A 20437-nucleotide genomic window follows, 5' to 3' on the forward strand; every position below is an offset into this window, starting at 1 on the left:
GGTAAAATGACGATGAGTAAAATTATCGGTATTGACTTAGGAACAACAAACTCTTGTGTATCCGTTCTTGAAGGCGGAGAACCAAAAGTAATTGCAAACGCGGAGGGTAACCGTACAACTCCTTCAGTCGTTGCTTTTAAAAATGGTGAAAAACAAGTCGGGGAAGTTGCGAAACGTCAAGCAATTACGAACCCGAATACGATCATCTCAGTGAAGCGTCACATGGGAACTGATCACAAAGTAGAAGCAGAAGGAAAAGAATATACACCACAGGAAATTTCAGCAATGATCCTTCAGCACTTGAAGTCTTATGCAGAAGACTATCTTGGTGAAAAAGTTGAAAAAGCGGTTATCACAGTACCTGCTTATTTCAATGATGCAGAACGTCAAGCAACGAAGGACGCCGGTAAAATCGCGGGTCTTGAAGTTGAACGTATCATCAACGAACCTACTGCTGCTGCACTTGCATACGGTTTGGATAAAATGGATGAAGATCAAACGATCCTTGTTTATGACCTTGGTGGCGGTACATTTGACGTTTCAATCTTAGAGCTTGGCGACGGGGTGTTTGAAGTACGCTCAACTGCCGGTGACAATCGTCTTGGCGGAGATGATTTCGACCAAGTGATCATCGACTACCTGGTAGCTGAATTCAAGAAAGAAAACGGCATTGACCTATCCAAAGATAAAATGGCTCTTCAACGTCTTAAAGACGCTGCCGAGAAAGCGAAGAAAGATCTTTCAGGTGTTACTTCAACACAAATCTCACTTCCTTTCATCACAGCTGGGGAAGCAGGCCCCCTTCACTTGGAAGTGAACCTGACAAGAGCTAAATTTGAAGAACTTTCTTCTGATCTTGTAGAACGCACAATGGGACCAACTCGTCAAGCAATGAAAGATGCAGGTCTTTCTGCAAGCGAAATCGATAAAATCATCCTTGTTGGTGGTTCGACTCGTATCCCGGCTGTTCAAGAAGCGATCAGAAAAGAAACTGGTAAAGAACCTTCTAAAGGTGTGAACCCTGATGAAGTTGTAGCGATGGGTGCTGCAATCCAAGGTGGAGTCCTAACAGGAGACGTTAAGGACGTTGTATTACTAGACGTTACACCACTTTCACTTGGTATCGAAACAATGGGCGGTGTATCGACAAAGCTGATCGAGCGTAATACAACGATCCCGACTTCTAAATCTCAAGTATTCTCAACTGCTGCTGACAACCAGACTGCTGTTGATATCCATGTACTTCAAGGTGAGCGTCCGATGGCAGCAGATAACAAAACGCTTGGCCGTTTCCAATTATCTGATATCCCGCCGGCACCACGCGGAGTACCTCAAATCGAAGTTAAATTCGATATTGATAAAAACGGTATCGTGAATGTAAGCGCGAAAGACCTTGGAACAGGTAAAGAGCAAAACATCACGATCAAATCTTCCACTGGTCTTTCAGAAGATGAAGTGGAACGCATGGTGAAAGAAGCGGAAGAAAATGCTGAAGCAGATAAAAAGCGCAAGGAAGAAGTTGAACTTCGCAACGAAGCGGATCAACTAGTATTCCAAACAGAAAAAACGCTAAAAGATCTTGAAGGCAAAGTGGACGAAGCAGAAGTGAAAAAAGCGGAAGATGCGAAAGCTGAACTGAAAGAAGCGATCGAAAAAGACGATCTTGATCTTATCCGTGAAAAGAAAGATGCACTTCAGGAAATCGTTCAAGCATTGACTATGAAGCTTTATGAGCAAGCTCAAGCAGAAGCACAAGCTGCTCAAGGAGAAGAAGGTCAAGCTGGAAAAGACGATGATGTCGTGGATGCTGAATATGAAGAAGTAAACGACGACAAGAAATAAGAGTAATGAAGCAAAAAGTCAAAGTCAGGACGGTTCTTGGCTTTGACTTTTTCTATGAGATTGGCTCTGAAAAAAGGGATTCCATGTTTTTATTGATAATCAATGGAACTCAATGTTAAAATAACCTTTATGCAAACGATTCGGGAGTGGTGTTTTCATGAGTAAACGGGACTATTATGAAGTTCTGGGTGTCGGAAAAGGCGCCTCTAAAGATGAAATAAAAAAAGCATACCGCAAACTCTCCAAAAAATATCATCCTGATATTAATAAAGAGGCGGATGCAGATCAAAAGTTTAAAGAAATATCAGAAGCATATGAAGTATTGAGTGATGATCAAAAACGTACTCAATATGATCGATTCGGTCACACAGATCCTAACCAGGGCTTCGGCGGCGGTGCTGACTTTGGCGGCGGCGGCTTCGGAGGTTTTGAAGATATCTTCAATACATTCTTCGGAGGCGGCGGAGGACGCAGAAGAGACCCGAACGCGCCTAGACAAGGTGCCGATCTTCAGTATACGATGTCACTTAAATTCGAAGAAGCGGTGTTCGGCAAAGAAACTGAAATCGAAATACCGAAAGAAGAAGAATGCGACACATGCCATGGATCGGGGGCGAAACCTGGAACGAAGGTCAATACATGTTCACATTGTAACGGATCGGGTCAATTGAATGTTGAACAAAATACTCCGTTCGGCCGCATTGTAAACAGACGTGTATGTCATTACTGTAACGGTACGGGGAAACAGATCAAAGAGAAATGTTCTACATGCGGCGGCGCAGGAAAAGTTCAGAAACGCCGTACAATCAATGTGAAAATCCCTGCAGGAATCGATGACGGGCAGCAGCTTCGTGTGACAGGACAAGGTGAACCTGGAGTGAACGGAGGCCCTCCTGGTGATTTATATGTAGTCTTCCATGTGCGTTCCCACGATTTCTTCGAGCGTAATGGAGACGACATTTACTGCGAGATGCCGGTCACTTTTGCGCAAGCGGCGCTTGGAGATGAAATCGAAGTTCCGACCCTTCATGGCAAGGTGAAACTGAAGGTGCCGGCCGGGACTCAGACAGGCACGAGATTCAGATTGAAAGGTAAAGGAGTACCGAATGTACGGGGGTATGGTACGGGAGACCAGCATGTACAAGTAAAGGTAGTCACTCCAACTAAATTAACAGATAAGCAAAAGCAATTATTAAGAGAATTTGCTGATATCAGCGGGCAGGTGCCTGATGAGCAGCATGAAAGCTTTTTTGATAAAGTAAAAAAAGCCTTTAAAGGCGAATAACTCAGAACGGAGTTGGTAGATCAATGAAATGGTCAGAAATCAGTATCCTTACTACAAATGAAGCAATTGAACCGATTTCAAATATCCTTCATGAATCAGGTGCTAGCGGAGTGGTCATCGAAGACCCTTTTGACTTGATTAAAGAAAGAGAGGATATGTTTGGAGAGATCTACCAACTCAATCCTGAGGATTATCCAAGTGAAGGTGTATTGGTGAAAGCCTATTTGCCAGTAAACAGTTTTCTTGGTGAAACAGTGGAAGAAATCAAGCAGGGCATTACAAATCTCGTTACGTATGATATTGATATTGGTGAAAACAAAGTGGAAATATCAGAAGTGAATGAAGAGGAGTGGGCCACAGCCTGGAAGAAATACTACCACCCGGTTAAGATTTCCGATAAATTCACCATTGTGCCGACATGGGAGGACTATACTCCAGTGCACAGTGATGAACTGATCATCGAACTCGATCCGGGAATGGCGTTTGGTACAGGCACACACCCGACCACTGTCATGTGCATCCAGGCACTTGAGCGCATCGTGAAGCCGGGTGACGCTGTGATAGATGTAGGAACGGGTTCAGGTGTGTTATCCATTGCAGCTGCACTACTGTCAGCTTCGGATGTAAAAGCCTATGATTTAGACGAGGTTGCAGTCAGATCAGCCCGATTAAATGTGAAGCTGAATAAAGTACAAGACAGAGTGACGGTTGATCAAAATAATCTCCTGAATGGCATATCAGGCCAGTCGGATGTGATTGTGGCAAATATATTGGCTGAAATCATTCTCCGATTTACAGAAGATGCATATGAGCTTGTGAAGCCTGGCGGATATTTCATCACTTCCGGAATCATTCAGCCAAAGAAACAGCAGGTCAAGGATTCATTGGAAGCTGCAGGGTTCATGATTGAAGAAGTGATGGTGATGGAAGATTGGGTTGCCATCATAGCCCAAAAACCAACTTTGGAGTGAAGCAGTATGCAGCGATATTTTATAAACGATCAATATAGTGAAGATGGACCGGTTGTGATTTCAGGTGAAGACTATCATCATATCGTGCGTGTCATGAGGATGAAAGAAGATGATCGCATCTTTGTGGTTTTCCCTGATAGATCCTCGGCTGTTGCCCGTATTGAAACGATTTCCAGTGACTCTGTCGAAGTCAGAGTAGTAAAATGGGAAACAGAGACAAAAGAGCTTCCTGTCAAGGTAGCAATAGCGAGCGGGCTGCCGAAAGGGGATAAATTGGAGTTAATCTTCCAAAAGGGTACGGAGCTTGGAGCGGATCAATTTATCCCTTTTACCGCGGATCGCTCCATTGTGAAATGGGATGAGAAAAAAGCGAAAAAGAAGCTTGATCGCTGGGAAAAGATCGTGAAGGAAGCAGCGGAGCAGTCTCACAGAAATGTCGTTCCTTCTGTATCCCCACCTGTTTCATTCAAAGAATTATTGACTCTGGGTAAACAATTTGATTATACACTAGTGGCATACGAAGAAGAGGCGAGGTCAGGAGAAAAAGGCAATCTATCTAATGTGCTGACTTCCGTCAAAGACGGTCAGAGTATCCTGGTTGTGTTCGGTCCGGAAGGCGGTTTAAGTGAAAAAGAAGTACAACTTTGTAAGGAAGAAGGCTTCTTAGCGTGCGGGCTCGGCCCTAGAATATTACGGACTGAGACGGCGCCGTTGTATGTCCTGTCAGCCATAAGCTATCAATTAGAATTAATGAGGTGAGTGCAATGCCATCAGTAGCGTTTCACACATTGGGTTGTAAAGTGAACCACTATGAAACGGAAGCCATTTGGCAATTATTTAAAGAAGAAGGATATGAACGTGTCGACTATGATTCAATAGCTGATGTTTATGTCATCAATACATGTACGGTAACGAATACGGGAGACAAGAAAAGCAGGCAGGTCATCCGCCGGGCAATAAGAAAAAACCCTGACGGCGTCATCTGTGTCACTGGATGCTATGCACAGACATCCCCTGGTGAAATCATGGCGATCCCTGGAGTGGACGTCGTGGTAGGAACGCAGGACCGACGCAAGATGCTTACGTATATCGAGGAATACAAAGAAGAACGCCAGCCTATCAATGGCGTAACGAACATCATGAAGAACCGTGTTTATGAAGAACTCGATGTACCTGCGTTTACCGATCGTACCCGCGCTTCCCTGAAGATTCAGGAAGGCTGCAATAATTTCTGTACATTCTGCATCATCCCTTGGGCCCGCGGCTTGATGAGGTCACGCGACCCTGAAGAAGTAGTCAATCAAGCACAGCAGCTTGTGGATGCAGGCTACAAGGAAATCGTTCTGACTGGAATTCATACAGGCGGTTACGGAGAGGACATGAAAGATTATAATCTTGCTATGCTTCTTCGCGACTTGGAGCAAAACGTAAAAGGATTGAAACGGATCAGGATTTCATCCATTGAAGCAAGTCAATTAACAGATGAAGTAATCGAAGTAATCGACCAATCCAATATCGTGGTCCGTCATCTGCACATACCTCTGCAATCGGGATCTAATACGGTCCTTAAGAGAATGCGCAGAAAGTACACGATGGAATTCTTCGCTGAAAGACTCGAGAAGCTGAAAAAAGCATTGCCAGGCTTGGCGGTCACTTCTGATGTCATCGTCGGTTTCCCCGGGGAAACAGAAGAAGAATTCATGGAGACTTATAACTTCATTAATGAAAATAAGTTTTCAGAACTTCATGTATTCCCATATTCCAAACGTACCGGCACACCGGCAGCACGCATGGACGATCAGATTGATGAAGATGTGAAAAATGAACGAGTTCACCGCCTCATCGAGCTATCCAATCAATTGGCAAAAGAATATGCTTCTGGATTTGAGAATGAAGTACTTGAAGTCATCCCTGAAGAAGTATACGATGATGGCCGCTATGTAGGTTATACGGATAATTACTTGAAGGTTGTCTTCCCGGCTACAGAAGATATGGTCGGTGAGCTTGTGAAAGTGAAGATAACTAAAGCAGGTTACCCACTGAATGAAGGTCAATTCGTACGGGTATTGGAAGATCAGAATGAAAGTACCGGTGAGAAAGCAGTAATTTGATGAATTTTCATGCAGAATTCTTACAAAAGCCGAGAGCTTTTGTAAGAATTCTGTTTTTTTTGCAACGTTTTAAGGGAAAGTGATGATGCTCTGATTGGAGAAAGAGGTATTATTGAGTGGAGATCAACTCTTTATGATCCATTCTCTGGATATATGATCCAAAATCAAGATTTATGATCCATTTCGAAGTTTTATGATCCTTTCTCGGGATATATGATTCGTTTTAGAAATTCATGATCTGATGAGAATGATTCTAAATAATAGCAGACATATAATGTAAACAGTCTCAGCCAGGATCCCGGCAGAATGAAAATGATCAATCTAACGACTTTCTAAAAATTATCTATTGCTAAGTAAGGAATAAGGTTGTAAACTAGTAATGTTCATACTAATAGATGTATTCTATTTTTTTTAACTGATTAGTGCAAACGATTGCACTCAAATTATCTATATACAAAAACGTTATTACGTATTTTCAATGAACAAAATGTAAGCGTTTGTATCTTATAATAATTCGATGAGGTGTTATGATGGAAAAGGCATGGCGTAAGGAAGCTGTAGGTTATCAAATCTACCCTAGAAGTTTTCAGGATTCAAATGGGGATGGGATTGGAGATCTTCAGGGAGTCATACAGCGATTAGATTATATTAAAGAATTGGGTGTAGATGTGATTTGGATCTGCCCGATGTATAAATCACCTAACGATGATAACGGTTATGATATTTCTGATTATCAGGATATCATGGAAGACTTCGGAACGATGGAAGATTTCGATCAATTATTGGAAGAGGTTCACCGTCGTGATATGAAACTGATCATCGACCTGGTCCTTAATCACACAAGTGACGAACATCCCTGGTTCATCGAATCGGCAAGTTCGAAGGATAACCCGAAACGCGACTGGTATATCTGGCGTGACGGTAAGGGCGGAAAGGAACCGAACAACTGGGAAAGTATTTTCGGAGGTTCTGCCTGGAAATATGACGAGAAGACGGACCAGTACTTCCTTCACGTATTTTCCACAAAACAGCCGGATTTGAATTGGGAAAACGAAGAAGTAAGGGATGCATTGTATGACACAGTAAACTGGTGGCTCGATAAAGGAATCGACGGATTCCGTATTGATGCAATCAGTCATATCAAGAAGCGCACTGGTCTGCCTGATATGCCGAACCCTAAAAAGAAAAAATATGTTTCTTCGTTTGATATGCATATGAATCAAAAAGGCATTCATACCTTCTTACAAGAGTTTAAAGATCGCACGTATGCAAATTATGATGTCATGACAGTCGGCGAAGCAAATGGAGTAAAAGCTGATGAAGCGGAGCTCTGGGTAGGCAAGGAAAACGGTAAGATGGATATGATCTTTCAATTCGAGCACCTGGGATTATGGGATGCTGAAACAAATCCGGATCTGGATATCGTCGAACTGAAGAAAGTGCTGACCCGTTGGCAAAAAGGGCTTGAAGGAAATGGATGGAATGCACTGTTCATCGAGAATCACGACAAGCCGCGCGTAGTGTCCACCTGGGGAAATGATAAGGAGTACTGGAAAGAAAGTGCCACTGCAATGGCAGCGATGTATTTCCTCATGCAGGGGACTCCGTTCATCTATCAAGGTCAGGAAATCGGGATGACGAATGTACAATTCCCTTCCATCGAAGACTATGATGATGTCGCAGTGAAGAACCTATACCGGTTAAAACGTGAAGAAGGTGTGAAGCACCAGGACATCATGGAAATCATCTGGGCTTCCTCCCGTGATAACAGCCGTACACCTATGCAATGGTCCGACGAAGAAAACAGCGGTTTTACAACCGGGACGCCTTGGATGAAAGTGAATCCGAATTACACAACCATCAATGTGAAAGCCCAGGAAAAAGATGAGGATTCGATCCTTTCTTTCTACAAGAAGATGATTTCCCTTAAGAAAAGTGCAGATGTGTTCACGTATGGGACATATGATTTGCTTCTGCCTGAAGATGAGCAGATCTATGCGTACACCCGCACAGGGGAAATGGACAAAATGCTTGTAGTTACGAACCTATCTACTAAAGAGGCTGTCTGTGAACTGGAATTAAAGGTATCTTCTGAGAATTTGCTTTTGGCTAATCATGATGCAGAAGCACATGCTTTAACAGATACGTTGAACTTAAAGCCGTACGAAGCGAGAGTTTATCGTGTAAAATAATAAATTTGAAAAGGGCTGCCCGATTGATATAATACGGGCAGCCTTTTCGAATTGCGTGAAGTTTGTCGTGCTTTTAAACCAATGCCTGTAAACACTTTCAAAAAAGATAATTACCAAAAGAAAAATTGGACATGATAAAAGAAAACCTCGTTTTTTTCCGTATGATTTGATATGATATAAGAGGTACGGACAACTGCTAAAGGAGAGATAATATGACTGTAAATATTGCAAGTATGATTGATCATACTTTACTTAAACCAGAATCAACAAAAGAACAAGTTGAAGTTCTTTGCCAGGAAGCGAAAGAATTCAAATTCGCATCTGTTTGTGTAAACCCGACTTGGGTGAACTATTCAAGCGAACTTTTAAAAGGTACAGAAGTAAAAGTATGTACTGTAATCGGTTTCCCTTTAGGAGCTTCCACTCCTGAAACAAAAGCTTTCGAAACGAAAGATGCGATTGAAAAGGGTGCTACTGAAGTGGACATGGTCATCAATATCGGTGCTTTAAAGAGCGGCGATTACGATCTTGTCAAGCGTGACATCGAAGCTGTTGTTGCAGCTTCAAAAGGCAAGGCTTTATCTAAAGTGATCATTGAAACTTGCCTATTGACTGATGAAGAAAAAGTGAAAGCTTGCGAATTATCAGTTGAAGCCGGTGCTGATTATGTGAAAACATCAACTGGATTCTCAACTGGCGGTGCGACTGTCGAAGATATCGCGCTAATGAGAAAGACAGTTGGACCTGACATCGGTGTGAAAGCTTCAGGCGGAGTGCGTTCTGTTGAAGATGCACAGGCAATGATTGACGCAGGTGCTACTCGTCTTGGAGCCAGCTCAGGAGTCAAAATCGTACAAGGTTTAACTAGTGATTCTGATTATTAATCAATAAATTTGAGCCGGATGGATTTCTGTCATCCGGCTTTTTATATTTTTCAGGTGCGATACGAGACTCGTCTTGAAGCCATGCTAATACGAAAACTGACTGAATTGACCTCATATCAAACATCCTCTAAAGTCCTCTTATCATTCCGACTCAATTCCTCAGGTGCACCTTCTCAATGAATCGGGCAAATTTATAAGAAAAAGGCAGGACCAACAGCGAACAAAGTATGTTGAAGATCACACTTGCGTGGGCGAGCTGCATATCAGGAGAGCTTGCAAGCTTCTGGACGATTGTACCCAATAAAGGAATCAGCGGGATAAAGACCAGGACGCCGATGACATTCAGCCAAATATGTGCGAAAGCGGTGAGCCGTGCTTGTACCCCTCCACCGATGCTTGCAATGAATGCGGTGATGCATGTACCGATGTTTGCGCCGAGCATGATGGCGATACCTGCATGCAGATCGATTGACTGGGCGGCCAAAAATCCCATTGTGACTCCCGTGACCACTGTACTCGATTGAATGAGTGCAGTCAATACACATCCGATGAGCAGCGCAATCAGTATATGACTGTTCATTTTTTCTATGTAAGTATGAAGAAGCGGGTGTGTGGTCAAAGGTGCTGCTACCCATTGGATCCCCTGTATGGAAGCAAAAATCAGACCAAAGCCGGTAAAGATCAAACCAGTACTCCTGATCGTCTCCTTCTTGAACGCAAGCAGTGCGCATCCGATGATAATTGAAGGTACTATAAGATAATTCATATTCAAAGTAAACATTTCAAGTGTAAAAGTCGTCCCGATATTGGAGCCGAGCATGATTCCGATGGTTTGCCTGAATGGGATGATCCCCGATGATGCAAGGCCGACAGTCAGCACCATCACTGCTGAGCTGCTGTGGATGAAGGCTGTCACGACTGTCCCAGTGACAGCACCTTTTGCAGGGGAGTCCGTCAAGAAATGCAGCCACTTCTTCACCTTCATGCTTGCAATTTTAAATAATCCCGATCGAAGCCAAAGCATTCCTAATAAAAAGCTAAAGATAAGCAGGATGAATAAGATAAGGTTCAAAATCATGCGGGTCCCTCCACTTCGGTACGTGCTTACCATAAATGTATGGGAGCAATGAGGGAGACATGCCTAATAATACAAGCAATTATGCAGAAGTTGTTGACCTATACGAAGACATATATTATAATGGCAAAGTACATGGATTTCTTTATTATATAAAGGATTCATCCAAGAAAGACATACACTTTCTGTCCCCTTGTGACAATGAAACAAGGGCTAAGCCAAACCTATTGGTAAAGTAAAGAGGCGATTTATCGTCTTGGGAAAAATGGTACTATCCATTTTCTTGACTTGAACATGTAAGTGTAGTGTGTTCGGAGGGAGGGAAAGAGAGATGTCAAAAACAGTTGTTCGTAAAAACGAATCGCTTGAAGATGCTCTTCGTCGCTTCAAACGCTCAGTTTCTAAAACAGGAACTTTACAAGAGTTTAGAAAGCGCGAATTTTATGAAAAGCCAAGCGTAAAACGCAAAAAGAAATCAGAAGCTGCAAGAAAGCGTAAGTTCTAAGAGAGGGTGTAACCATGAGTCTTCTCAATCGTTTAAATGATGATATGAAACAAGCGATGAAAAATAAAGAAAAAGAGAAACTTTCTGTTATCCGCATGCTTAAAGCGTCACTTCAAAATGAAGCGATTAAATTTGGGAAACAGGAGCTCTCTGAAGACGAAGAGTTGACTGTCCTTTCTAGAGAAGTCAAGCAACGGAAAGACTCCCTCCATGAATTTACGAAGGCCGGTCGGGATGATCTGGCTGAGAAAGTTCAAGCAGAACTGACTTACGTCGAAATATATATGCCTAAACAGCTTTCCGAAGAAGAAATTTCAGCCATTGTTCAAGAAACGATGGTTGAAGTGGGTGCTTCTTCAAAAGCTGATATGGGCAAACTGATGGGGGCTATCATGCCTAAAGTAAAAGGGAAAGCTGATGGAGCTCTCGTCAATAAACTTGTTCTTCAACATCTATCATAACAACCAAAACCGAGAAGCTGTCAGTTTCTCGGTTTTTTTATGACTTCGGATGAAAGGCTTTTCATACATGCTTGAGAAACCTTCACGATATAGCATAATATTTTTGAAAAAGATGAAACTATTAGGATGGTTCATTCGTACATAAACTAGCAAGGAATATGATTGAAACGAGGGGGTTAAGGTGAGAAGAGGTATACTGATCTTTTATATGATGATCCTTGGATTCAGTTTTCTGCTTCCGGTATCCGGACTCGCTGAACAGGATAAAAATGTATATGTCATACCCATCCAAAAAGAAGTGGAGAAGGGGCTGCATGCATTCCTTCAAAGAGCATTGGAGGATGCGGAAAACAATCAAGCGGAAACGATCATTTTTGATATCGATACACCTGGAGGCCTTGTGGACGCTGCAGGGGATATCGGCCAGCTACTCGATGGAGTGGAAGCTGATACGGTTGCTTTCGTCAATAATAATGCATTATCTGCAGGGGCCTTCATTGCGCTTCATGCAGATGAAATCTATATGGTTCCCAATGGACATATGGGATCTGCAGCCGTAATCGATCAGGCGGGAAATGCAGCAGACAAAAAAGCGCAAAGCTACTGGCTATCTGCAATGAAAAGTGCCGCTGAATCAAGTGGCAGAGATCCTCTTTATGCACTTGCAATGGCTGACGAAACGGTAGAAATTCCGGAGCTTGGCATAGAAAAAGGGGAATTGTTGACGCTTGGTTCGAAGGAAGCACAAAAAGTCGGCTACTCAGAAGGTACCGTCAATAATCTGAATGAATTGTACAAAGAGCTTGGAGTCGATAAGGCCTCGGTTCATGTCGTGGAAGAAACCTTTGCTGAAAAATTGGCAAGGTTCATCACGAATCCAATCGTGGTTCCGATTTTATTATCACTGGCAAGTTTAGGATTGGTGGTTGAGTTGTATTCACCGGGATTCGGTGTAGCCGGCTCCATCGGGTTAGCCTCATTGCTTTTATTCTTCTATGGGCATCTAGTGGCAGGGCTTGCCGGATATGAAACGATTATTCTGTTTGTGATAGGGATTATATTGATTGTTGCAGAGTTCTTCCTGCCCGGGGGAATAGCCGGGGGTCTTGGTGTCGCGGCAGTACTGGGCAGTATCATGCTGGCGGGAGGCAACCTTATGCAAATGGGGATATCCATTCTTATCGCGTTATTCATTGCTGTGATTGCCATGATTATATTTGTAAAGGTGTTTGGTAAAAAGATGAAACTATTCAATAAGATTATTTTGAAGGATTCAACCAATACCGAAAGCGGCTATGTTTCGAATGCGAACAGGCTCGAGCTCATTGGGAAGATCGGGGAAACGAAAACACCGTTAAGGCCATCTGGGACCATCATTATCGATGATGAAAGAATCGATGCAGTGACGGAAGGCGGTTATATAGCTGTAAATCAAAAAGTGAAAGTCGTGAAAGTGGAAGGTTCCCGTATAGTGGTGAGGGATCTTTCATAAAAACTGTGATTCAATCTCTTTAGTGCTTAATGGCTGCTGAAGAATCGAATATAAAAGAATCTAAAATTTTTTGCAGGAGGGTAATTACATGGTAATCGGACCTAGTACTATTTTATTAATTGTTGCCATTGTTGTAGGTTTTATTTTATTGGCTGTATTATTCACGTTTGTACCTGTCATGCTGTGGATTTCTGCTATAGCTGCAGGTGTGAGAATCAGTATCTTTACATTAATCGGGATGAGGCTCCGCCGGGTAATCCCGAGCAGGGTGATCAATCCCCTCATTAAAGCTCATAAAGCAGGGATTAGTGTAAGCATCAATCAGCTGGAAAGTCATTACTTGGCCGGCGGTAATGTCGATCGTGTTGTAAATGCATTGATCGCAGCACACCGTGCAAACATTGAATTGACATTTGAACGCTGTGCAGCCATTGACCTGGCAGGACGAGACGTTCTTGAAGCGGTTCAAATGAGTGTAAATCCAAAAGTCATTGAAACACCATTCATCGCCGGGGTGGCAATGGATGGGATTGAAGTGAAAGCAAAGGCACGTATTACCGTTCGTGCCAACATTGACCGACTGGTGGGTGGAGCAGGTGAAGAAACGATCGTTGCCCGTGTAGGTGAAGGGATTGTCTCTACGATCGGTTCTTCAGATAATCATAAAAAAGTGCTGGAGAATCCTGATATGATTTCTCAGACAGTCCTATCCAAGGGTCTTGATGCAGGGACAGCATTTGAAATTCTTTCGATTGATATCGCGGATGTTGATATCGGCAAGAACATCGGTGCAGAGCTGCAGACCGAACAGGCAGAGGCAGATAAGAACATCGCACAGGCAAAAGCGGAAGAAAGAAGAGCAATGGCTGTTGCGAATGAACAGGAAATGAAAGCAAGAGTAGAAGAAATGAGAGCAAAAGTTGTGGAAGCTGAAGCAGAGGTTCCATTAGCTATGGCAGAAGCATTGCGTTCAGGCAATATCGGTGTAATGGATTATATGAACATCAAGAATATTGATGCAGATACGGATATGAGGGACTCCATCGGAAAACTAACGGGCGATAAAAAGGATGGCAAAAATCCAAAAGGTGAATAATACCCCCGGGTGAGAAAGGAGATTTCTCCATGGAAGGTCTAATCGTTGCCGTCATAATCGGGTTACTGACGACAATTTTCAATCGGGCGAAAGAATCGTCTCCTGAAGAAAATCGGCAAAAGCCAAAACCAATTGGGACGGGAAGGCCCGTACAGACTTACAGGGAAGCACCCCGTACGAAACAGGAAGATGAACCTGTTTACACTTCTGCTGAACAGGAGCAGCCTGTCTATACTCTTCAAACCAAATTTGAAGAAAAGAAGAAGGACATCGAGAACACGTACGCCCAATTGAAAAAGCAGGAAGAGGGCTATAAAAAACAAGCCCAAAAGCAGCGGGATAAGGTGAAATCCATTAAAGAAATGAAAGAGTCACCTTACGCCATTAACTTTGAGAACAAAGACGATATCGTAAAAGGGTTCATTTTCTCGGAAGTATTCGGCCCTCCGCGCGCAAAAAAACCGCATAATCGAAAATAACAGTGATGAATCCCCTTTTCATTTCATAAATATGAGATGAAAGGGGGTTCTTTTTTTATGGCGAAAAATTGGGTACAGCAAATGCGAAAATGGATGACGCAAACCATGGACCTGCCTGAAGATGTCATGATGGACCTTCCGCGCGTCACAATGATTGGACAAATCCATATCTATATAGAAAACCATCGGGGACTGTTGACGTTCACCGACCGTGAAGTAAGGCTCCTGCTTAAACAGGGGCAGCTATTGATCAGAGGGGAACAATTTGTCATAAAAATGATTCTGCCGGAAGAAATACTACTCCAGGGGAAAATCATAGAAGTTACTTATCTAGAAAACTAGGAGGGAAGAATTTGAAAAACCATTGGATTACCTCGTTAAGGGGAAAGGTATTCGTTAAAATGGAAGGCAGGCTGATTGAGAGGGTCATCAATCAATTACTGCGATCGAATATATCCATCTGGAATGTTAAAAGAGCCGGTACAGATACGATAACGTTCTATCTAGCCTTAGAGGATGTACATAACTTCAGAAGAGCGGTACGGTCATCAGAGTGCAAGGTAACATTCCTCAGGGGGCAGGGAGGTCCATTCCTGCTGAAACGTGCGTTCAAGAATTCAGGTTTTCTCCTTGGCGGCTTATCTTTTCTCATAATCGTCATTCTGTTATCAAACATGGTATGGGGCATTCAGATCAAGGGGGCAACCCCGGAAACCGAGTATAACATCCGCAAGGAACTTACAGCGATGGGGGTCACGACCGGAAAACTGCAATTCTCGATCCCGGATGTTGAAAGCATTCAGAGAGAGCTTTCCGCGAGGATGGATAATATAACATGGGTGGGTGTCGAATTAAGAGGGACAACCTTTCATTTCCAAGTCGTTGAAAAGAATGCTCCTGAACCAATCGAGTCAACAGGTTTGCAGCACATAGTCGCGAAGAAGGAGGCTATTATCGTAAACATGTTTGTGGAAGAGGGGGATCCCCAGGTCAAGGTTAATGATTATGTAAAAAAAGGACAACTACTCGTATCGGGCGTGATCGGGAATGAAAAAATGCCTAAAGGGGTTCCCGCAAAAGCAACGATTATGGGAGAAACCTGGTATATAACAAAAGTGGAACTTCCCTTGAAAACAGATTTCGTCGTGTTCAGCGGCAATGAAAAAAGAAAGCATTATATAGAAATCGGTTCTTTGAGAATTCCGATATGGGGTTTTGGGAATCCTGAGTTTAAAGAATCCGTGACGGAAGAAACGGAAAAGCCTGTTAAGTTCCTGAAGTGGCAGCTGCCGATTGCGTATATCGATCAGAGCATGAAAGAAAAGGAAAATGTTGAAAGGTCGTATACGAAGGAGCAAGCGGTTCTGGAAGCGAAAAAACTTGCCAAAAGTAATTTGGCATCTTCCCTCCCCGATGATGCCGAAATAATCGGTGAAAAAATTTTGCAAGAAAAGGTGGAGAATGGTAAAGTTAAGGTGAATCTTCACTTCAAAGTAGTAGAAAATATTGCTGAAGGACAACCAATTATTCAAGGAGACTAATTAATGTCAGATGATATCTTAATGAAATTACAGCTGGAAAATCCGAACGAAGCAGTGGCTTTATTTGGGGTTTCAGATTCTCACCTTAAATTAATCGAAAAAGAGTTAGATGTTTCAATTGTTACAAGGGGCGAAGAATTGCTAGTTTCAGGGAAAGAAGATCGTACGGAGCTGGCCCTTGAAATTTGTGACCGTTTAGTGAGTGTCATCCGTAAAGGCATCAATATCAGCCAGAGGGATGTCCTTCACGCCATTCAAATGGGTAAAAACGGAACGTTGGAGTATTTCATTGATTTGTATAATGAAGAAATAACGAAAAATGCCAAGGGGAAATCGATTAGGGTAAAAACCCTTGGTCAAAGACAATATATTCACGCCATCAGGAAACACGATATGGTTTTCGGTATCGGCCCGGCAGGTACCGGAAAGACGTATCTCGCAGTCGTGATGGCAGTTCATGCGTTGAAAAATGGAGAGGTTAAGAAAATAATCCTTACGAGACCTGCTGTTGAAGCTGGTGAAAGCCTCGGTTTCCTTCCCGGGGACTTAAAGGAAAAAGTAGACCCGTATCTGCGCCCGCTTTATGATGCATTGCATGATGTCCTGGGGGCTGAGCATACAGCTCGTTTAATTGAAAGAGGGACGATAGAAATAGCTCCCCTGGCGTATATGAGGGGCCGTACACTAGATGATGCATTCGTCATCCTGGATGAAGCGCAAAACACCACCCAGGCCCAAATGAAGATGTTCTTGACGAGACTTGGATTCGATTCAAAAATGATCATCACCGGAGACCGCTCTCAAGTGGACCTGCCAAGAGGCGTCGAATCCGGATTGATTTCCTCGGAAAGAATACTGAAAGATGTGAAAGGTGTCTCCTTCATCTATCTTGAACAGGCAGACGTAGTAAGACATCCGCTAGTTGCCAAAATCATAAATGCTTTTGAAAAAAACGAAAAATAAAAACAGCTTATAAGATTGACTTTGCCTTTTATAGGCGGTCAATCTTTTTTGTGTGACTTAAATTCTTTTTATGGATCCTGATTGGCTCCAGCTGATGATTGGAGTGCAAGACGAAGACTTCTACAAGAAAAGCGGAAGGGCTTTGCTCAGAGGCGTGTGGCATAAGACGAATCGGCCTGGAAGGCGCTCTTAGCCTTCTTGGTCGGTTTGGCTTATGACATGTGCCTCTAAGCCCTGCAGCTGGACAGTTCCTCCCCCTGTAAAAGGACAGGAGGCTCCCCACTCACCCGCGGAAAGCGAAGTCTTGCACGGAAATCAACAGCGGTGTTCAAAGAGAAGTTTACGAAACAATCCTTTTCTATGATAAGAATAGATAATTAAGACAAAAACTGTTATGATTTTACATAATTAGAGGAATGGTTCACCATAACATATGACATAGTACGGTCAATCTTGACCCGTTAAGATTACAGGGGGTATTTTATGCAAACGCACCCATTATTACATAAAATAAGAATGTTTCTGAGTTACCGGTTATTCACTAACTTAATGTTTATCCTTCTGGGGATCATCGTATTTGGCATCCTTTACGGCAACGTTAAGCCAAATCCGCTTGATATCAGTCTATACGGGGAAGCGCCGTCCACTATCAGGGCGCCTAAAACACTCGAAGATAAGGAAGCCACAGAAAAGAAAAAAGAGGTAGCAAAAGCAGAAGTGGGAAAAGTGTACAGCACAAAAGATGGTGCTGTTAATAACGCTGTCATGCTTGTCAGTTCTTTAATCGACAGTGTCCTTGAAGTAAAAGCTGAGTCTGTAAGAGAAACCCCTCCGGAAGAAGAAGAGATCAACCCTCAGAGCCCCAATGTAAATAAGCAGCTCGAGGAACTTAAGAAACGTCTTCCTGAGAGTAACGATAATATCGTAACAAAAGCACTGACCGATAAAGTCCTGAAAACGCTGTTGTCTGCGACTGAAACTGATTTGGAAAGAGTCGAATCGATTGTAACGACCCAGCTGCAGGTCATCATGCAGAACAAAGTTAAGGAAGAAGAGTTAAGAGAAGCAAAAGTAAACCTGGAAGAACGGATAAAGAGCTTCACATTCACTGGAGACTTATCTGATGCAGCAGTCGCTCTGGGAAACGTTGCGATAGAGCCGACCGAATATTATGATGAAGAAAAAACGGAACAGCTGAAGAAACAGGCAGTTGAAGAGGTTCAGCCCGTTAAAATCCTCTATGGTGAAGTCATAGTAGAAGAGGGTAAGCTGGTCACTCCCAATATCTATGAAACATTGAATGATTTTGGTATGGTAGAAGAAGATTTTTCTTTAAAGCCTATCATTGGACTGGCTCTGTTTATCATAGTGATCATCAGTTCGCTGTATTATTTCTTTTATACACTTGAAGTAAAGGAAGAGCAGAAACAGAACTACTTAATCTTAACGAGCATTGTGTTTGTCATTTCACTGTTAATCATGAAGATAACAGGATTATTGAAGCAGCTGGAGATCAATGACATTGCGTTCTTGTTTCCTGCCGCTTTCACGGGAATGATCCTTCGCATCCTGCTGAACGAACGGATTGCCATGATGATGGTGTTTATCATTTCAGCTTGTGCGAGTATCGTGTTTAATGAAAAGTTTTCCGGTTCCATCGACATCGAGGTTGCGATGTATACCTTGTTCAGCGGTGTGGCTGGAATATTGACTCTTGTCAGCAGGAATCAGCGTACCAATGTCTTACGGGCAGGTATTTATGTGGCTTTCGTAAATTTATTGATCATTGCCTTTCTTGTACTGTTAAGTGATGTATCCTATACAAGTACTGAATATATTTACTACCTTGTGTTTGCGCTGGTGTCTGGAATCGGATCTTCCATTTTGACAATCGGATTTCTTCCATTCTTTGAAACAGGATTCGGTATCTTGTCTTCTATGAGGCTGGTTGAACTTTCAAGTCCGAATCAGCCATTACTTAAGAAATTGCTGACGGAAGCACCGGGAACATATCACCATAGTGTGATGGTGGCGAATCTTGCTGAATCTGCCTGTGAAGCCATCGGTGCGAATGGACTGCTGGCCAGGGTCGGATGTTATTATCATGACGTGGGGAAATCGAAGCGGCCGCATTTTTTCATAGAAAATCAGATGAATATTGAGAATCCGCATGATCGAATGTCTCCTGAAACAAGTAAAACCATCATCATCAACCATGCCTCGGATGGTGCAGATATGTTGAGGAAATATAAGCTGCCTAAAGAAATCATCGATATAGCTGAACAGCATCATGGCACAACGCTGCTTAAATATTTTTATTATAAGGCGAAAGAACAAGGGAAAGATGTTACTGAAGAAGAGTACAGATACCCGGGACCTAAGCCGCAAACCAAAGAAACTGCGATTATCAATATCGCTGACAGTGTAGAGGCAGCAGTCCGGTCAAAGAATTCCCCGACTCAGGAGGAAATCAAAAACCTTGTCGCATCGATCATGAAAGATCGTCTGAATGACGGTCAATTCAATGAATGCGATATTTCGCTAAAGGAACTTGAAAAAGTAAAGACAGCCCTTTGTGAAACGTTAAATGGTATTTATCATCCAAGGATTGAATACCCTGAACTTAATGCTAAAGGAGAATAAAGCATGACACTATCCATCGACTTTATAGATGAGACTGAACAACTATCAGAAGAAGAAATAGGGCAGATTGAAGAGATATTGAATTTTGCTGCCGACAAAGAAGAAGTAGAGGAACATAGTGAAGTTTCGGTTACGTTCGTTTCAAATGAACGGATCCGGGAGATCAATCGTGAGTACCGCCATAAAGATCAGCCTACTGATGTCATTTCTTTTGCCCTTGAAGAAATGGGGGAAGACGAAATCCAAATTATCGGTGTAAATATGCCGAGGGTATTGGGGGATATCATCATTTCTGTTGAACGTGCGAAAGAGCAGGCAGAAGAATATAACCATTCTTTTTCCCGGGAGCTTGGGTTCCTGGCGCTCCATGGCTTTCTCCACTTATTGGGGTATGATCATATAGAGGAGCAGGATGAAAAAGAGATGTTTCAGAGACAAAAGGATATCCTTGATGAGTATGGGCTCAAAAGAGAGTAGATTCGGGGTGAAACGTCTTAGGAAATCCTTTGGATATGCTTGGCAGGGAATCAGATTTGTGTGGTCATCGGAGCAGAACTTCAGGATACATACAGCAGCGGCGGTCGTTGCTGCTGCGCTTGGTGTGCTTCTATCCGTTTCAGTTACCGAGTGGATCATCCTTATCCTACTTATTTTTTGCATGATGGCACTTGAAACGATGAACACAGCAATCGAAAAAGCGGTCGATCTGGTGACTGACGATTATCATCCGCTCGCAAAGGCTTCCAAAGACGTGGCGGCTGCTGCTGTTTTATTATTTGCGATCGGTTCATTCATCATTGGATGCATCATATTTATTCCTAAGATATTTAATTAGTAACCAGTTTTCTCAACAGCTGTTGTTGCTTGCCGGAAGAGATTTTAACTGTTTCTAGCTGT

19 protein-coding genes are annotated in these 20437 nt (G+C 42.9%); 18 read left to right on the forward strand and 1 reads right to left on the reverse strand.

What is annotated here, in order from left to right:
- The first annotated feature begins 12 nt into the window (after positions 1-12).
- From dnaK to deoC, 7 genes are all read left to right on the forward strand, one after another.
- Entirely contained in the window at positions 13-1842 is a 1830-nt protein-coding gene (gene dnaK / locus ACXAFV_RS08160; RefSeq protein ID WP_475125639.1) for a molecular chaperone DnaK, read from the forward strand.
- Between the two features lie 157 nt (positions 1843-1999).
- Positions 2000-3127 carry a molecular chaperone DnaJ gene (gene dnaJ / locus ACXAFV_RS08165; protein ID WP_475125640.1) on the forward strand — a complete coding sequence of 376 codons (1128 nt, stop codon included), beginning with the start codon at positions 2000-2002 and terminating at the stop codon, positions 3125-3127.
- Between the two features lie 23 nt (positions 3128-3150).
- Entirely contained in the window at positions 3151-4098 is a 948-nt protein-coding gene (gene prmA, locus ACXAFV_RS08170) for a 50S ribosomal protein L11 methyltransferase (protein WP_475125641.1), read from the forward strand.
- Positions 4099-4104: 6 nt separating this feature from the next.
- Positions 4105-4857 (forward strand): 16S rRNA (uracil(1498)-N(3))-methyltransferase, encoded by a 753-nt coding sequence (locus ACXAFV_RS08175; RefSeq protein WP_475125642.1) that lies wholly within the window; start codon positions 4105-4107, stop codon positions 4855-4857.
- A gap of 5 nt (positions 4858-4862) precedes the next feature.
- A complete protein-coding gene (gene mtaB, locus ACXAFV_RS08180; RefSeq protein ID WP_475125644.1) occupies positions 4863-6209 on the forward strand; it encodes a tRNA (N(6)-L-threonylcarbamoyladenosine(37)-C(2))-methylthiotransferase MtaB in 1347 nt (448 codons plus the stop codon).
- A 530-nt stretch (positions 6210-6739) separates the two neighbouring features.
- Positions 6740-8401: a glycoside hydrolase family 13 protein gene (locus tag ACXAFV_RS08185; RefSeq protein WP_475125645.1), complete on the forward strand. Its 1662-nt coding sequence runs from the start codon at positions 6740-6742 to the stop codon at positions 8399-8401.
- A 212-nt stretch (positions 8402-8613) separates the two neighbouring features.
- On the forward strand, positions 8614-9285 hold the full coding sequence (deoC, locus tag ACXAFV_RS08190) for a deoxyribose-phosphate aldolase (protein ID WP_475125646.1): 672 nt from the start codon (positions 8614-8616) through the stop codon (positions 9283-9285).
- A gap of 151 nt (positions 9286-9436) precedes the next feature.
- On the opposite strand, the gene ACXAFV_RS08195 is transcribed toward deoC, so the two are convergent.
- Positions 9437-10363 carry a Na/Pi symporter gene (locus tag ACXAFV_RS08195; protein WP_475125647.1) on the reverse strand — a complete coding sequence of 309 codons (927 nt, stop codon included), beginning with the start codon at positions 10361-10363 and terminating at the stop codon, positions 9437-9439.
- Positions 10364-10691: 328 nt separating this feature from the next.
- Here ACXAFV_RS08195 and rpsU point away from each other — a divergent pair, with 328 nt between their 5' ends.
- The 11 genes from rpsU to ACXAFV_RS08250 all read left to right on the forward strand — a co-directional run bounded on the left by rpsU (position 10692) and on the right by ACXAFV_RS08250 (position 20375).
- Positions 10692-10865 (forward strand): 30S ribosomal protein S21, encoded by a 174-nt coding sequence (rpsU, locus tag ACXAFV_RS08200; RefSeq protein WP_032087602.1) that lies wholly within the window; start codon positions 10692-10694, stop codon positions 10863-10865.
- Between the two features lie 14 nt (positions 10866-10879).
- Positions 10880-11326 (forward strand): GatB/YqeY domain-containing protein, encoded by a 447-nt coding sequence (locus ACXAFV_RS08205; protein WP_475125648.1) that lies wholly within the window; start codon positions 10880-10882, stop codon positions 11324-11326.
- Between the two features lie 181 nt (positions 11327-11507).
- Positions 11508-12818, forward strand: coding sequence for an NfeD family protein (locus tag ACXAFV_RS08210; RefSeq protein ID WP_475125650.1), 1311 nt, complete (start codon positions 11508-11510; stop codon positions 12816-12818).
- Between the two features lie 88 nt (positions 12819-12906).
- A complete protein-coding gene (gene floA / locus ACXAFV_RS08215) occupies positions 12907-13914 on the forward strand; it encodes a flotillin-like protein FloA (RefSeq protein ID WP_446243652.1) in 1008 nt (335 codons plus the stop codon).
- Positions 13915-13943: 29 nt separating this feature from the next.
- On the forward strand, positions 13944-14393 hold the full coding sequence (locus tag ACXAFV_RS08220; RefSeq protein ID WP_475125651.1) for a hypothetical protein: 450 nt from the start codon (positions 13944-13946) through the stop codon (positions 14391-14393).
- A gap of 57 nt (positions 14394-14450) precedes the next feature.
- Positions 14451-14735 carry a sporulation protein YqfC gene (gene yqfC, locus ACXAFV_RS08225; RefSeq protein WP_032087606.1) on the forward strand — a complete coding sequence of 95 codons (285 nt, stop codon included), beginning with the start codon at positions 14451-14453 and terminating at the stop codon, positions 14733-14735.
- 11 nt (positions 14736-14746) lie between these two features.
- Entirely contained in the window at positions 14747-15934 is a 1188-nt protein-coding gene (yqfD, locus tag ACXAFV_RS08230; protein ID WP_475125653.1) for a sporulation protein YqfD, read from the forward strand.
- Between the two features lie 3 nt (positions 15935-15937).
- The gene (locus ACXAFV_RS08235) at positions 15938-16897 is read left to right on the forward strand and encodes a PhoH family protein (protein ID WP_475125654.1); all 960 of its coding nucleotides are present in this window, start codon (positions 15938-15940) and stop codon (positions 16895-16897) included.
- A gap of 483 nt (positions 16898-17380) precedes the next feature.
- Complete coding sequence (locus ACXAFV_RS08240; RefSeq protein WP_475125656.1) at positions 17381-19540, forward strand: HD family phosphohydrolase; 2160 nt, start codon at positions 17381-17383, stop codon at positions 19538-19540.
- A gap of 3 nt (positions 19541-19543) precedes the next feature.
- Positions 19544-20017 (forward strand): rRNA maturation RNase YbeY, encoded by a 474-nt coding sequence (gene ybeY, locus ACXAFV_RS08245; protein ID WP_475125658.1) that lies wholly within the window; start codon positions 19544-19546, stop codon positions 20015-20017.
- Positions 19992-20375, forward strand: a complete 384-nt coding sequence (locus tag ACXAFV_RS08250) for a diacylglycerol kinase (protein WP_475125659.1) — start codon at positions 19992-19994, stop codon at positions 20373-20375. The genes ybeY and ACXAFV_RS08250 overlap by 26 nt, the downstream gene beginning before the upstream one ends.
- The last annotated feature ends 62 nt before the right edge of the window (positions 20376-20437 follow it).

Source organism: Rossellomorea sp. ABR4_012 (assembly GCF_056159545.1).

Excerpts from the sequence above, each read along its gene's own strand:
- dnaK (WP_475125639.1), top strand. The coding sequence starts at position 13 with ATGAGTAAAATTATCGGTATTGACTTAGGAACAACAAACTCTTGTGTA.
- dnaJ (WP_475125640.1), top strand. The coding sequence starts at position 2,000 with ATGAGTAAACGGGACTATTATGAAGTTCTGGGTGTCGGAAAAGGCGCC.
- prmA (WP_475125641.1), top strand. The coding sequence starts at position 3,151 with ATGAAATGGTCAGAAATCAGTATCCTTACTACAAATGAAGCAATTGAA.
- ACXAFV_RS08175 (WP_475125642.1), top strand. The coding sequence starts at position 4,105 with ATGCAGCGATATTTTATAAACGATCAATATAGTGAAGATGGACCGGTT.
- mtaB (WP_475125644.1), top strand. The coding sequence starts at position 4,863 with ATGCCATCAGTAGCGTTTCACACATTGGGTTGTAAAGTGAACCACTAT.
- ACXAFV_RS08185 (WP_475125645.1), top strand. The coding sequence starts at position 6,740 with ATGGAAAAGGCATGGCGTAAGGAAGCTGTAGGTTATCAAATCTACCCT.
- deoC (WP_475125646.1), top strand. The coding sequence starts at position 8,614 with ATGACTGTAAATATTGCAAGTATGATTGATCATACTTTACTTAAACCA.
- ACXAFV_RS08195 (WP_475125647.1), bottom strand. The coding sequence starts at position 10,363 with ATGATTTTGAACCTTATCTTATTCATCCTGCTTATCTTTAGCTTTTTA.
- rpsU (WP_032087602.1), top strand. The coding sequence starts at position 10,692 with ATGTCAAAAACAGTTGTTCGTAAAAACGAATCGCTTGAAGATGCTCTT.
- ACXAFV_RS08205 (WP_475125648.1), top strand. The coding sequence starts at position 10,880 with ATGAGTCTTCTCAATCGTTTAAATGATGATATGAAACAAGCGATGAAA.
- floA (WP_446243652.1), top strand. The coding sequence starts at position 12,907 with ATGGTAATCGGACCTAGTACTATTTTATTAATTGTTGCCATTGTTGTA.
- ACXAFV_RS08220 (WP_475125651.1), top strand. The coding sequence starts at position 13,944 with ATGGAAGGTCTAATCGTTGCCGTCATAATCGGGTTACTGACGACAATT.
- yqfC (WP_032087606.1), top strand. The coding sequence starts at position 14,451 with ATGGCGAAAAATTGGGTACAGCAAATGCGAAAATGGATGACGCAAACC.
- ACXAFV_RS08235 (WP_475125654.1), top strand. The coding sequence starts at position 15,938 with ATGTCAGATGATATCTTAATGAAATTACAGCTGGAAAATCCGAACGAA.
- ACXAFV_RS08240 (WP_475125656.1), top strand. The coding sequence starts at position 17,381 with ATGCAAACGCACCCATTATTACATAAAATAAGAATGTTTCTGAGTTAC.
- ybeY (WP_475125658.1), top strand. The coding sequence starts at position 19,544 with ATGACACTATCCATCGACTTTATAGATGAGACTGAACAACTATCAGAA.
- ACXAFV_RS08250 (WP_475125659.1), top strand. The coding sequence starts at position 19,992 with ATGAGTATGGGCTCAAAAGAGAGTAGATTCGGGGTGAAACGTCTTAGG.